We start from the raw sequence: 14,817 nt of genomic DNA on the forward strand, positions 1-14,817 counted from the left end.
CTTAACGCTAAGAGACGTTAAAAATATAGTCTGTGGGGAAAGCAGCGATAAATAGAAATAATCTGAGTGAGATAACCTAGTCCGCACGACGCAACATCTCCCCTGCCAATGCCAGGTATGACATAGCTCCTTTGGACTGTTTATCGTAGTGCAACACAGGCAAACCATGACTGGGTGCTTCGGCTAAACGAATATTACGGGGATAACCGTGCGATATACTTTATCGCCAAAATGCTCTGTCAGTTGTTTGGATACATCCATGGTTAAGCTGTTGCGTGGGTCATACATGGTGCGCAGCAAACCTTCTATCTCCAGCTTGGGGTTCAATACCTGCTGTATTTGATTAATGGTATCCAACAGTGCTGACAAACCTTCCAGTGCATAATATTCGCACTGCATTGGAATCATCACCCCGTGGGCTGCTGCCAGTGCATTCACTGTCAACATATTCAGTGAAGGGGGACAATCGATAATAATAAAATCGTATTCAGCCCGCTCTATCGCCAGCGCATCACGTAGACGGAATTCTTTACCTTCAATATTTAATAACTCAACTTCAGCCGCAGTAACATCTGCATTAGAAGGAACAATATCATAACCACAATTTGCAGCATTAACGCTGACTTCCGCAATGGGTACATCATGCACTAAAACATCATATAAGCTGTGTTCAACATTATTTTTATCAATGCCACTTCCCATAGTGGCATTGCCTTGGGGATCCAAATCTATCAATAATACTTTTTTCTTGGTAGCCGCTAATGATGCAGATAAATTGACACAGGTGGTGGTTTTACCCACACCACCTTTTTGATTGGTGACTGCAATGATTCTGCCCAACGATCTAACCCTTTAATGTTATGAAACGTTTGTGATTAGTGGTGATTATGATCTGTTTTGGCTAATCACAAGTAGATGTCGCTCTGCGGTTTCCCCTGGAACGGTTAACGCATGACAAGCCTCGACATTATAGGCTTTTGACAATTCACTCAACTGTTTTAATTCTTGTTCAGGATAAAGGCCCTTCATAGCATAAAACAAACCATCATCGGCTAGTAACTGCTGACTGCCTTGAACCATATCGGCCAATGTGGCAAATGCTCGAGAAATAACCCCATCAAATAACACTTCCGGATGAAACTGTTCTACCCGACAATTATGAATAGTAACATTGGTCAATGATAACTCAGCTTTAACCTGAACTAAAAAACGCGTTTTTTTGCCGTTACTATCCAGTAAATCAAATTCCCTTTGCGGAAAAATAATTGCCAATATAATTCCCGGTAAACCAGCACCGGCACCAACATCTATAAATCGCTGACCATCTAAAAACTTACCAATACTTAAGCTATCTAACAAATGACGTGGAATCATTGCTAATGGATCGCGAACAGCAGTTAAGTTATATGCCTTGTTCCACTTTATTAGTAGTTGATGATAATCTAACAGTTTATCTATGTTGCTATCTGGAATATCCAGTGCTAACTGTTTAATACCATCGACTAATTGCTCGTGATAAGTGTTATCCAAAATATTCTGCTTTAATGTTTCGCTTATTATTAAGCATTAGATACTTTCTTTTCCAATGCGCCGTGCTTTTTTAAAAAAATGAGTAATATCGATATTGCCGCTGGAGTTACCCCTGGTACACGAGCGGCTCTTGCGAGTGTGTCAGGTTTGGCCTCACCTAATTTTTGTTTTACCTCATTAGATAAACCCTCTACCACGCTGTAATTAAAGTCGGTAGGCAAGGTAGTATTTTCATAACGACGCAAGCGCGCTATATCATCTGATTGCCGATCGATATAGCCGGAATATTTAATTTGTATTTCAACCTGATCAGCAACTTGTGGATTATCAGTAGCACTACCTTTTACATTTGCCACGTCACTGTAATTCACACCGGGACGCTTTAATAAATCCAATAAACTGTATTCCCGGGAAATTGGTTTCTCAATCAATGCATCAACAATTTTTGCTTCTGCTGTATTTGGCTGAATCCATGTTGATGAAAGCCGCTGTAATTCTTTTTCTATTCCTTCACGCTTATTAACAAAGCTCTGCCAGCGATCATCATCAACCAAACCAAATTCACGTCCTTTTTCAGTCAGTCGTAAATCAGCGTTATCTTCGCGTAATAATAATCGATACTCTGCCCGGGACGTAAACATACGATAGGGTTCCATCGTTCCCATACTAATTAAATCATCGACCATTACGCCAATATAGGCTTCATCACGGCGGGGACACCAGGATTCTTTTCCTTGCACTTGCAATGCAGCATTGATACCAGCCAACAAGCCCTGTGCTGCTGCCTCTTCATACCCGGTAGTACCATTAATTTGGCCAGCAAAAAATAAACCTTTAATAAATTTTGTTTCCAGCGAGTGTTTTAAATCTCTGGGATCAAAATAATCATATTCAATCGCATAACCAGGGCGGGAAATATGCGCGTTTTCAAATCCCTTTATTGAACGTACTAATGCGAACTGGATATCAAAGGGTAGGCTTGTTGAAATACCGTTGGGGTATAGTTCGTGAGTACGCAAACCTTCGGGCTCAATAAAAACCTGGTGCGAGTTTTTATCGGCAAAGCGATGAATCTTATCCTCAACCGATGGACAGTAACGCGGCCCGGTCCCCTCAATCGTTTTACTCTGTGCATACATAGGTGAACGATCCAAACCACTGCGAATTATATCGTGGGTATGTTCGTTGGTGTGGGTAATCCAGCAACAAACCTGCTCAGGATGTTGTTCAACTGAACCCATAAACGACATCACTGGTTCCGGTTTATCGCCCCACTGTTTTTCCAGCTGACTAAAATCTACCGAGCGGGAATCAATCCGTGGTGGTGTACCCGTTTTTAATCGATCAACTCGAAATGGCAACTCTCGCAAACGATGAGCCAAAGCAATGGATGGCGGATCACCAGCACGTCCACCACTGTGATTATCCATACCGATATGAATTTTTCCGCCTAAAAAGGTCCCGGTTGATAACACCACTGTCGAAGCATAAAACTTCAAACCCATTTGGGTGACAGCACCGATAATTTGATCGTTCTCCACAATCAAATCGTCCACACCTTGCTGAAAAATACTTAGGTTGGGTTGGTTCTCTAAAATATCCCGAATGGCTGCTTTGTAGAGTGCACGATCTGCTTGTGCGCGAGTGGCTCTTACGGCGGGGCCTTTGCGAGCGTTAAGCGTTCGAAATTGGATACCGCCTAAGTCGGTAGCCTTAGCCATAGCACCGCCCAGGGCATCAATTTCTTTAACCAGGTGGCTTTTGCCAATCCCACCAATAGCTGGGTTGCAGGACATCTGTCCCAGAGTTTCAATATTGTGACTCAGCAATAATGTTTTGCAGCCCATACGGGCTGCAGCTAAACAAGCCTCGGTACCGGCATGGCCACCACCAATCACAATGACATCAAAACGCTCTGGATAATCCACAACAACCTCAAATACGGGTAAATACGAAAAGGGCGGCGATTATAAAGCAGTGATGGGCAGGTAGAAAGCGAATGGTGAAAATATAATCAGGAGAGGTAATAGATATTTAATCGAAATTTTCTCTTATTTTTATTTAAATAGATAATTAAGTTATTAAATAATATATATGTATATAGATTAGTTATTGTTATAACTATTGGCATCTTAATTTCTGTGGTTAACTTAAATAAATTCTTATTTATCAACAGTTTAGTTTACTTATAACTACATCGATAACAGCTGTTTTAACTGAGTGGAAGCTTGGGACACACCGTGGATAAATAGCTGCTTTATCCACAAGAAGTTTTGGACGCTGATTAAGGTAGTGTTTTATGCAGGGCCGGCTAAGAGGTTGTCAGGGGCTTATGTTCAGGGTTATCCACAGCTATTTATCGTTCAGGAGCTAGTAGTTATAGTTAATGATCTTTGTGAATAACATGCTGTAAAAGTAGTGGATAAGCTTGTTATAAGGTAGGGGGAATTCGGTATAGCTCGGCTGGAGGTAGAATTGAGTGTGGTTAAGCTTGGTTTTGGGCACTTATTTACCAATACAAAAACTGGAAAAAATTTCTCCTAATAAATCATCAGGGGTGAACTCGCCGGTGATTTCACTTAGTGCATTTTGACATTGACGCAAATCTTCTGCCAATAACTCTCCTGCACCATGAGATTCTAGCTGCTCCTGCCCTGCTGACAGGGCTGACTGAGCTTGTTCCAGTGATACCAAATGCCGACGTCTAGCGGTAAACCCACCTTCGCCTGCGCCGTTAAATCCCATACAATTTTTAAGGTGCTCAGTGAGTATCTCGATACCTTCTCCGGCTTTAGCTGAAAGCTGGATCAATGGGATTTCTGCATTGTGTATCGCAGCTGTCTTGCCAATTAAATCGCATTTATTGTGAATAATAGTAATATTTGAGAGTGTAGAAAGTTGGTTGCTTAGCTCTGAACCTAAATCCAGACTTAATTTAGCAGGGTCTGTTTCCTGACTTTGGCTGCTGTCTACGACAAATAAGATACGATCAGCTTTTTCAATTTCAGTCCAGGCTCGTTTAATTCCCTCCTGTTCAACTATATCCGGGCTCTCGCGTAGACCAGCCGTATCAATAATATGTAAGGGCATACCATCTATTTGTATCTGTTCACGAAGCACGTCGCGGGTAGTACCTTCAACTGCGGTTACTATTGCACTTTCACGCCCTGACAGGGCGTTGAGCAAACTGGATTTACCCGCATTGGGCTTACCGGCAATTACAACCGTCATGCCTTCTTGTAATAATGTACCCTGTTTGGCTTCAACAAAAACCTGCTGCAATTTTTGTATTATAACATTGAGGTCGTTAGCGACTTTGCCATCAGCTAAAAAATCAATTTCTTCTTCTGGAAAATCAATCGCAGCCTCTACATAAACACGCAGTTGAATAACGGCCTCGACTAGACTTGTAATCTTTTTACTGAATTCTCCCTGTAGTGATCTAAATGCATTTCTAGCGGCTTGTTCGGAAACGCTATTAATTAAATCTGATATCGCTTCAGCTTGTGCCAAGTCAATTTTATTATTTAAAAAAGCACGTTCAGAAAATTCACCCGGTCGAGCTAAGCGTGCACCGCACTGAATAACTTCTTTTAAAAGAATATCGAGTAAGACAGGACCACCATGGGCTTGTAGCTCTAAAATATCCTCACCGGTAAACGAGTGTGGGCCAGGAAAAAAGAGACTGATGCCGTTATCAATTGGTGATCTTTCAACAGCGTTAGATGGCGTTTCAATTGGAAGAAAAGAGCCGTATTGAGCGTAGCGAGGTTTTAAATCTTTACCAGTAATAGCTTTAGCAATGGTTTTAACATTGGGCCCTGATACCCGAATAATGCCTACACCGCCCCGTCCTGGCGCGGTAGCTATAGCTGCAATCGTATCGGTATCTAGAACCATTTAGTTTATGACGCCCAACGGCTAGGTTTAGGCAGTTCCCTCAATGCGTTTAGTAATAATATATTGCTGCACAATGGATAAGGTATTGTTTACTACCCAGTACAATACTAAACCTGCAGGGAAGAACAAGAAAAAGAACGTGAACATCACTGGCATCCACTGCATGACTTTTGCCTGCATTGGATCAGGTGGTGGTGGGTTGAGCTTCTGCTGGATAAACATTGAAACCCCCATAATTAACGGCAAGATAAAATAGGGATCCATTACCGATAAATCTTTAATGTAACCAATAAAAGGAGCATGACGTAATTCTACGCTTTCCATTAATACCCAGTAGAGAGAAATAAACACTGGCATTTGAACCAGAATAGGCAAACAACCACCGAGAGGATTGATTTTTTCCTTCTTGTAAAGTGCCATCATTTCTTGTGATTGCTTTTGTTTGTCATCGGCATAGCGTTCACGAATTGAAACAAGCTTTGGTTGCACTTTGCGCATATTAGCCATGGATGTATAAGCTTTGGCATTTAACTGAAAGAATGCCGCTTTGACCAAAACAGTTACCGCAATAATGGCGAAGCCCCAGTTACCTAAATAACCGTTCAATTTTGTCAGCAACCAAAATAGTGGTTGTGCAATCCACCATAAAATTCCGTAATCAACAGTAAGCTCCAATCCTGCTGAAATAGTTTCTAAACGGTATTGATCTTTTGGGCCGGTATACAGCTGCGATGTTATTTCACCGCGGCCACCAGGCTCCACGGTTAGTTGTGGGCTAGTAAACCGTACAATATTCGCCTCATCTTTAGCTTTAAGCATTGAATAACTATGTGTTTGTGAAGCATCAGGAATCCAGGCACTGGTGAAATAATGTTGAACAATAGCTACCCAACCACCTTCGATATTTTGTTTCGGAAATTCTTTGTCAGCAATGTCATCAAAACTTATTTTTTTATAGGGTTCTTCCGGTAAGTGAATAGCTGCACCTAAATAAGGTGCCATACCCATACCGGAAGAGTCCGCAGAAGGGTCTGCAGTATTATCACGCTTTAATTGCCCAAACATTCCGGCAGTCCATGGTTGGCTGCTATTATTTTCAATTAAATACTTCACACCAATAACATATTCACCGCGTTTGAATATAAAACGTTTGGTAATGGTGACATCCTGTTGTTGAAATATTAAATCTACGAATAATTCGTCATCACCGTCTTTTAAATTATATTCTTTGGCATTAGTTGTATATTGTGCCCTGCCTTTACTGGTATCAATGCCATTGGTACCTATTAAGCCGCTCTGGGCAACATAAGTCCGAAGATTGGATTGTTCCAGCATTGTAAAAGGTACATCAGGGTTATCTATTTTGGCATAGTATTTTTTTAATGCCGCAAAAACGATATCACCACCCAGGGTATTTATTTCTACTTCCAGTGCATCAGTATGAATACGAACACTGTTGATGTTAATTTGTGGTTTTTCTTCATTTGAACTTGTAACGCTTTCGATAGTAGGAATATCTGCTGTGCTCGGAATAGAGTCAACTTGATTATTTACCATCATCGCATTTGAGTCTGCAATTTGAGCGCTGGAGTTGTTAGCTGATTGATTAGTTTGTTGCTGATATGCGGCTACAACATCTTGTCCACTTCTATCTTCTTTAAACTGAACCCATTCAGTTAACAACATAAAAGATAAAGCGGCGATAGAACCAATAAGTAAATAGCGTTGGAAATCCATAATTAGTGTGCTGTATGCTCGTGTTGATCTAAGGGTTTTTCCGGTACAGGATCGAAACCACCGGGATGAAACGGGTGGCAGCGCAACAAGCGTGTTGTCGCAAGCCAGCAACCTTTTAAAACGCCATGTTGTTCGATAGCTTGAATAGCATAGCTGGAACAGCTGGGTGGAAGCGGCAGGATTGCGCCATAAATGGGCTAATCAATAACCGGTAACCTTTAATCAAGCTTATGAATAATCGGCGCATGGTTCGCCTTTAAGAGGTTTAAGAAATCAGGATTGAGCTTTTTTAGCTGCTTTCTTTTTTAGTTGTAACCAAAGCTGGTTAAACAATTGGTGTAAATCACTGTTATCCAGTTGATCTAACCCCCGTCGTGCTAATACAACAATATCGACTCCACCGAGTTGGTATTGTTGCAACCTGAAACTTTCTCTAATGATGCGCTTGATTCTGTTACGTTGAGTAGCCAAGCGTACATTTTTTTTTGCTATTACCAAGCCTAATCTAGGTCTGGTACCTGTCTTGTTGAGTCTCGCTAATAATAAAGTATTTTTACTTGAAACTTTTATTTGAGCGTCATCAAAAACAGCTTTATAAGCATTAGCATCTAACAACCTTAATGACTTATTAAACGTTAAGTCTAAAGGAGGATTATCCACAGGAGTCCATGAGTTAGGTGTAATGCTTATAAAAAATTAAGCGGCTAGTTTCTTACGGCCTTTGGCACGGCGGCGATTAATAACAGCGCGACCATTTTTAGTTGCCATACGAGCACGGAAACCGTGAGTGCGAGCACGCTTTAATACGCTGGGTTGAAATGTTCTTTTCATGACAAAACTTCCAATTAAATCTAATAAATCGAGCGGGGCCTGTTATTACTTGAATAGCTGCATTAACACAGTACAAAAGTTGACCCTTTTCAAGGACCGCGCATTCTAGAGAATTTGCGCGTTAATATCAATTTGTTTATGCATTCAAATTGGATGAAATAGGTATATAAATGAAGCAAGAACGCTAAAACCTTATTTTTGAAGTTAAGCACATACTATTCACAGTTTATTGATAAGTTATCCACAGTAATGCATTGTTTTTATCCACAGATTGGTTGGTTTTGCTTAGGAGTAGGTTTTTCCGTATTTTTTATCTGATAAGTTATTGAAATATAATAGTATTTATGGGCTGGGATTATTTGAAACATTGCAGTTATTTTTGTGGATAAGTCCAAAAAGGGGGAGTACAATGCACAGCTCTTTGGGGTAGATGGTATAAGTTATCCACTTTTTCCCCTGAGTAATGTTTTTCAGGCGAGGCACCCAAGTACAACAAAAAGCAGGTTGTTATCGTCCGTACGGCTTAAGTAGATATTTATTCACATTATGTTCTTTCTGGGGAATTTTCTTGCCTGATTCTGTTTGGCAGCAATGTATTCGTTTTTTGCAAGATGAGCTGCCTTCTCAGCAGTTCAATACTTGGATTCGACCGTTACAGGTGGAAATCAATGCCAATCATATCCAGCTGCTTGCGCCGAATCGTTTTGTGCGTGATTGGGTTAATAATAAGTATTTGGAGCGGATTTCTGAAATAGTGGCTGAAACATCCGGGCAATCCTTTGAGGTTAATCTCGAAATCAGCAGTCCTGTTTCTTCTACCCAACAGCGGGTTTTAGAGCCTTCTACCCCGCGTCCTTTTAATCCTATGTCCAATGCTTCGCTGAGACAGCAGGATATTATTATTCCTCCTAGTCAAAAACCATTGCGCTCCGTAGAGGTTGAGGGTGGGATTAAGCACCAGAGTTTTCTGATTGAGAACTATACTTTTGATACTTTTGTAGAGGGTAAGTCTAACCAGCTAGCCAGGGCCGCTTCGATGCAGGTGGCAGAAAATGCCGGCGGCGCTTACAACCCATTATTTTTGTACGGTGGTGTTGGTTTGGGTAAGACTCACTTAATGCATGCTGTTGGTAATGCATTATTGCAAAAGAACCCTAATGCCAAGGTGGTTTATCTGCACTCTGAAAGGTTTGTCGCTGACATGGTGAAAGCTTTACAATTGAACGCAATTAACGAATTTAAGCGCTATTACCGTTCAGTTGACGCCCTATTGATAGATGATATTCAGTTCTTTGCTGGTAAAGAGCGCTCTCAGGAAGAGTTTTTTCATACATTTAATGCGCTGCTGGAAGGTGGCCAGCAAATGATTCTCACATGCGATCGCTATCCTAAAGAAATTAATGGGTTAGAAGAGCGATTAAAATCCCGGTTTGGCTGGGGCTTAACCGTTGCGGTAGAGCCGCCTGAGCTGGAGACGCGTGTAGCTATATTAATGAAAAAGGCGGAGCAGGCTTACATTGACTTACCTGGAGATGCCGCGTTTTTTATTGCCCAGCGTATTCGTTCCAATGTTCGTGAATTGGAGGGTGCATTAAAACGGGTGATAGCAAGTGCTCACTTCACTGGTAGGGCTATTGATATTGAGCTTATTCGTGAATCATTGAAGGATTTATTAGCCCTCCAGGATAAACAAATAAGCCTGGATAATATTCAGCGTACTGTTGCTGAGTACTATAAAATTAAAGTTTCGGATATGATGTCGAAGCGCCGCAGCCGCTCGGTGGCAAGGCCCAGACAGGTTGCCATGGCTTTGGCCAAGGAGCTCACTAATCATAGTTTGCCAGAGATTGGCGATAGCTTTGGTGGTCGCGATCATACGACGGTATTGCATGCATGCCGAAAAATAAAAGAGCTGGAAGAATCCGATGCGGATATCCGCGAGGACTGTAAGAATCTACTTCGTTCATTAACAACGTAGCCGGATTTAACAATAAGATATGCCACCAGCTTGAAGCTGATGGTTGCTAACTAACACAAGATATATCCCTACCGATAAGGATTGAGATCAACATGAAATTTGTGATTTCCCGTGAAGCCCTATTAACCCCATTAAATCTGGTTGCTGGCGTGGTCGAGCGCCGTCAAACCCTGCCTATATTATCTAATGTGATGTTGGAGCTTGAGGGAAATCAGTTATCTATCACTGGGACAGACTTGGAAGTTGAGTTGGTTGGCCGTGTTACCTTGGAGCAAGCTCCTCAATCTGGTGGTGAAATTACCGTTCCCGCGCGCAAGTTGGCGGATATTTGTAAATCTTTGCCCGATGGTTGTGATATAGAATTTAGCTTGGATGACCAGCGCGTTATTGTTCGTTCAGGTCGAAGCCGTTTCACCCTGTCTACACTGTCTGCTAGCGACTTCCCTAATGTTGAGCAAAGCCCCGGGAGTCAGAACTTCTCTGTTAAACAGGGAGACCTTAAGCGCTTAATAGACCGCACTAGTTTTGCCATGGCGCAGCAAGATGTTCGTTACTATCTTAACGGGATGTTATGGGAAGTTCAGTCCGGTCAATTACGGGTTGTCGCCACAGATGGTCACCGTCTGGCGCTTTGTACATTAGCAGCGGATATTACCAGTTCCGAGAGTTTGCAGGTCATTCTTCCTCGTAAAGGGGTTATCGAGTTGGCCCGGTTGATGATGAATGAAAATGATGATGTTCAAATCGTCATAGGCTCTAACCATATTCGTGCAACAACCAATGAATTTACCTTTACCTCAAAGTTGGTTGATGGGAAGTTCCCGGATTATGACCGTGTATTACCGAAGGCCAGTACCAAAACTATTTTTGGTTCAAGAACAGACTTAAGACAGGCCTTTTCACGTACGGCTATCCTCTCTAATGAAAAGTATCGTGGTGTTCGATTACTCTTATCTGACGGCAGTATCCAGATTGTTGCTAATAATCCCGAGCAAGAAGAAGCCGAGGAAATTGTTTCTGTAGAATATCAGGGAGAATCCCTGGAAATTGGTTTTAATGTCAGCTATCTGCTGGATGTTATGGGTGTTCTGAGTGGTGAAAAGGTTAAATTATCTTTAGCGGATGCTAACAGCAGTGCTTTACTAGAAGAATCAGAGGCTGGTGATTCTATGTATGTTGTCATGCCGATGCGTTTATAAGCTTTCCTCTGTTTGATTAACTGATTCTACTTTGTTAATTCGCAGGTTAGAAATTACCGGGGTCCGAAACCTAAGCAGAGCCTGCCTTGAGAACTTATCGCCTATTAATATATTGTTTGGTGATAATGGTGCAGGCAAAACCAGCGTTTTGGAATCTATTTACCTACTCTCTTCAGCCCGCTCTTTTCGGGGCCATAAGCTTAAACCCCTTGTCAATATTGATATGGATAGCTGTGTTAGCTTTGCTGAGATTGATATTGAAGGCCTTGGCTATCAGCCGGTTGGCATTAAGCGTTTTAAAGCCTCTGCTAAGCCTGGTGTTATCAAGGTAGCTGGTCAACATGTTAAATCTGCATCTGTATTAGCTGAGAACCTCCCGCTACAAGTTATTAATGCTGACACATTTCAGTTGCTGGAGGGGTCCCCGTCTGTTCGTCGACAGTTTTTGGACTGGGGTGTGTTCCACGTGGAACATCAGTTTTATAGTGTCTGGAAAAGCGCTCAACGCTGTTTAAAACAACGGAATAGTTTGTTGCGGCATGCTAGAATAGACCAGCCTCAACTGGCTGTATGGACGTCAGAGCTGGTTCAGCATGCAGAGCTTATACATGGTTATCGAGCGGCCTATTTTACACAGTTGGTTCCTGTTTTTGAGAAGGTGTTAGACCGTCTTATAGATCTTGATGGCTTGCAGCTTGCTTATTTTCGAGGTTGGGATAAGGATAGGACATTTACCGAAGTGTTGGCTTCTAATCAGCAAAGAGAGCAGGAACAAGGTTATACATTGTCTGGTCCACACCGGGCAGACTTAAAGTTACGTTATCGTGCGAGTAACGCTGCGGATATATTATCTCGTGGTCAGCAAAAACTTGTTGTTTGCGCGCTAAGGGTCGCCCAAGGGTATTTGCTGTCGCAGTTAACCGGGAAGTCCTGCGTGTTTCTGGTGGATGATTTGCCTGCAGAGCTGGATTTCCGACATAGAAAGGCGCTGTGTGGGCTGTTTGAAGAATTACAGTGCCAGGTTTTTGTAACCTGTGTTGATCATAACGACTTGGTTGGTTGTTGGGGTGATGACACGTCAATATCAATGTTCCACGTGGAACAAGGTAAGATTTCAGAGGTTGTGGCTGGCGGTTTTGCACCGGCTCCATAATGAATGCTGCTAAAGCGGCAAGAATAAGTTTAAACACTAGCAATGGGTTTACTAATGAGCGAAGAACATAGTTACGATTCGTCCAGTATCAAAGTTTTAAAAGGGTTGGACGCGGTGCGTAAACGTCCAGGCATGTATATTGGTGATACCGATGATGGTACCGGTCTACACCATATGGTGTTTGAGGTGGTAGATAACTCAATAGATGAGGCGCTGGCAGGTCATTGCTCCAAAATAAAAGTGGTTATTCACCCTGATGAGTCGGTTAGTGTGTCAGATGATGGCCGTGGAATTCCAACGGAAATGCACGAAGAAGGGGTGTCTGCTGCTGAAGTTATAATGACGGTATTGCACGCAGGCGGTAAGTTCGATGACAACACCTACAAGGTATCCGGTGGTTTGCATGGTGTTGGTGTTTCAGTAGTTAATGCACTGTCGGAAGAATTAAAGCTGACCATCAGGCGCGGCGGTAAAATCTTTGAGCAGATATACAAGCATGGCGTGCCCCAGCAGCCACTGGCTATTGTGGGTGATTCAGCAGTAACGGGTACAGAGATTCGTTTTAAGCCATCATCGGCGACCTTTACCAATATTGAATTTCACTTTGATCAGTTAGCTAAGCGCTTGCGAGAGTTGGCGTTTTTGAACTCTGGTGTCCACATTGAGCTGAAGGATGAGCGTAGTGGAAAGTCTGAAGATTTTATCTATGAAGGTGGGCTCAGTGCATTTATAGAGTACCTAAACACCAATAAGACTATGATTAATAAGCAGTTTCACTTCAATACCATGACTGAAGATGGTGTTGGTGTGGAAGTCGCATTTCAATGGAATGATGGATATCAGGAAAGTATCCATTGTTATACCAATAATATTCCTCAACGTGATGGGGGTACTCACTTAGCCGGTTTCCGTGCATCTTTGACCAGAAGCTTGAATGGCTATATTGAGCGCGAAGGGTTTGCCAAGAAAGCAAAAGTGTCTACCAGTGGTGATGATGCACGTGAAGGCCTAACGGCGGTTATCTCAGTAAAAGTGCCTGATCCCAAGTTTTCTTCACAAACTAAAGATAAGCTGGTTTCCTCTGAAGTTAAAACGGCCGTTGAACAGGCAATGAACCAGGCTTTTGGTGATTATCTGATTGAAAACCCCAATGAAGCTAAATTAGTCGTTACCAAGATGCTGGATGCGGCCAGGGCTCGTGAAGCTGCTCGAAAAGCCCGTGAAATGACGCGCCGAAAAGGCGCCTTGGATATTGCTGGGCTGCCGGGTAAATTGGCTGATTGTCAGGAAAAAGACCCTGCACATAGTGAGGTTTATCTGGTGGAGGGAGACTCTGCTGGTGGTTCGGCTAAACAGGGGCGTGATCGTCGTACGCAGGCCATCCTGCCGCTTAAAGGTAAAATCCTGAATGTAGAAAAAGCACGCTTTGATAAAATGCTTTCGTCGCAAGAAGTTGGCACCATAGTGACGGCGTTAGGTTGCGGTATAGGAAAATCAGAATTCAATATCGATAAGTTGCGATACCACAGCATTATCATTATGACGGATGCGGATGTTGATGGTTCTCACATCCGCACCCTGCTTCTAACGTTTTTCTTTAGGCAGATGCCAGAATTAATTGAGCGCGGTCATATTTTTATTGCGCAACCGCCGCTGTATAAAATCGCTAAAGGAAAGCAGCATCAATATATAAAAGACGAAGAAGGAAAAGACCAATACCTCACGCAGTCTGCTTTAGAAAATGCTAGCTTGCATGTGAATGCCGATGCACCAGGTATTAGTGGCGCATCTTTAGAAGAATTAGTCAGCCATTATCGCAGTGTAATGTCGACAATCGAACGTTTGTCACGCCTCTACCCTAATCATGTAATGAAACAAATGGTGTCCTTACCAGAGCTAACCGTAGAGCAATTGCGCGATCAAGCTGTTGTACAGCAGTGGAGCCAGCAATTGCAAACAAGACTCGGTGCTGGCGGTAATGGACAAGCTACACGGGTGAGCGTAAAGGAAGATCCCGAGCGGCATAATTTTTTGCCTCAGGTTATCGTCACCTCTCACGGTGTTGATACTGAATACTTATTTAATCAGGATTTCTTTTCTTCCAATGACTACAAGGCCATTGTTGGTTTGGGTTTAAAGCTAAATGGATTGTTAGAAGAAGGCGCTTACGTCCAACGCGGCGATAAAGTTGAAGAGGTTAGTGAATTTAAACAGGCATTAACCTGGTTGATGGATCAAGCAGAGAAAGGCCTAAACATCCAGCGCTATAAAGGTCTGGGTGAAATGAATCCAGACCAACTTTGGGAAACCACTATGGACCCTGAAGTCCGCCGGATGTTAGTTGTGACTATAGAAGACGCCATTGCGGCTGATCAAATATTCACTTGTTTAATGGGTGATCAAGTTGAGCCGCGGCGTGAGTTTATTGAAGAAAATGCCCTGAAAGTGGCTAATTTGGATATTTAAAAACGGTCGTTGTGGGTTCTCAC

General features: G+C 42.5%; 10 protein-coding genes and 2 pseudogenes. 4 read left to right on the forward strand and 8 right to left on the reverse strand.

Translation table 11 applies throughout. From position 1 onward, the window contains the following. Positions 1-76: 76 nt before the first annotated feature. The 8 genes and pseudogenes from UNITIG_RS12280 to rpmH all read right to left on the reverse strand — a co-directional run bounded on the left by UNITIG_RS12280 (position 77) and on the right by rpmH (position 7,998). Positions 77-840, reverse strand: a pseudogene (locus tag UNITIG_RS12280) (ParA family protein). Between the two features lie 45 nt (positions 841-885). Further along, positions 886-1,530, reverse strand: a complete 645-nt coding sequence (gene rsmG / locus UNITIG_RS12285; RefSeq protein WP_101758643.1) for a 16S rRNA (guanine(527)-N(7))-methyltransferase RsmG — start codon at positions 1,528-1,530, stop codon at positions 886-888. Positions 1,531-1,559: 29 nt separating this feature from the next. Further along, positions 1,560-3,458, reverse strand: a complete 1,899-nt coding sequence (gene mnmG, locus UNITIG_RS12290) for a tRNA uridine-5-carboxymethylaminomethyl(34) synthesis enzyme MnmG (RefSeq protein ID WP_101758644.1) — start codon at positions 3,456-3,458, stop codon at positions 1,560-1,562. Positions 3,459-4,035: 577 nt separating this feature from the next. Next, complete coding sequence (gene mnmE / locus UNITIG_RS12300) at positions 4,036-5,430, reverse strand: tRNA uridine-5-carboxymethylaminomethyl(34) synthesis GTPase MnmE (RefSeq protein ID WP_101758646.1); 1,395 nt, start codon at positions 5,428-5,430, stop codon at positions 4,036-4,038. Positions 5,431-5,457: 27 nt separating this feature from the next. Next, a complete protein-coding gene (gene yidC, locus UNITIG_RS12305; protein ID WP_101758647.1) occupies positions 5,458-7,167 on the reverse strand; it encodes a membrane protein insertase YidC in 1,710 nt (569 codons plus the stop codon). 2 nt (positions 7,168-7,169) lie between these two features. Beyond that, a pseudogene (yidD, locus tag UNITIG_RS12310) lies at positions 7,170-7,414 on the reverse strand (membrane protein insertion efficiency factor YidD). 26 nt (positions 7,415-7,440) lie between these two features. Next, entirely contained in the window at positions 7,441-7,827 is a 387-nt protein-coding gene (gene rnpA, locus UNITIG_RS12315; protein ID WP_101758648.1) for a ribonuclease P protein component, read from the reverse strand. Positions 7,828-7,863: 36 nt separating this feature from the next. Further along, positions 7,864-7,998 carry a 50S ribosomal protein L34 gene (gene rpmH / locus UNITIG_RS12320; RefSeq protein ID WP_101758649.1) on the reverse strand — a complete coding sequence of 45 codons (135 nt, stop codon included), beginning with the start codon at positions 7,996-7,998 and terminating at the stop codon, positions 7,864-7,866. Positions 7,999-8,566: 568 nt separating this feature from the next. On the opposite strand from rpmH, the gene dnaA reads away from it, so the two are divergent. The 4 genes from dnaA (at position 8,567) to gyrB (ending at position 14,794) form a co-directional block, all read left to right on the forward strand. Continuing rightward, the gene (dnaA, locus tag UNITIG_RS12325; RefSeq protein WP_101758650.1) at positions 8,567-9,976 is read left to right on the forward strand and encodes a chromosomal replication initiator protein DnaA; all 1,410 of its coding nucleotides are present in this window, start codon (positions 8,567-8,569) and stop codon (positions 9,974-9,976) included. A 92-nt stretch (positions 9,977-10,068) separates the two neighbouring features. Further along, positions 10,069-11,175, forward strand: coding sequence for a DNA polymerase III subunit beta (gene dnaN, locus UNITIG_RS12330; RefSeq protein ID WP_101758651.1), 1,107 nt, complete (start codon positions 10,069-10,071; stop codon positions 11,173-11,175). A gap of 31 nt (positions 11,176-11,206) precedes the next feature. Then, positions 11,207-12,328: a DNA replication/repair protein RecF gene (recF, locus tag UNITIG_RS12335; protein WP_101758652.1), complete on the forward strand. Its 1,122-nt coding sequence runs from the start codon at positions 11,207-11,209 to the stop codon at positions 12,326-12,328. A 54-nt stretch (positions 12,329-12,382) separates the two neighbouring features. Further along, entirely contained in the window at positions 12,383-14,794 is a 2,412-nt protein-coding gene (gyrB, locus tag UNITIG_RS12340) for a DNA topoisomerase (ATP-hydrolyzing) subunit B (RefSeq protein ID WP_101759272.1), read from the forward strand. The last annotated feature ends 23 nt before the right edge of the window (positions 14,795-14,817 follow it).

The organism is Oceanicoccus sp. KOV_DT_Chl (assembly GCF_900120175.1).
Taxonomy (GTDB): Bacteria; Pseudomonadota; Gammaproteobacteria; order Pseudomonadales; family Dasaniaceae; genus Oceanicoccus.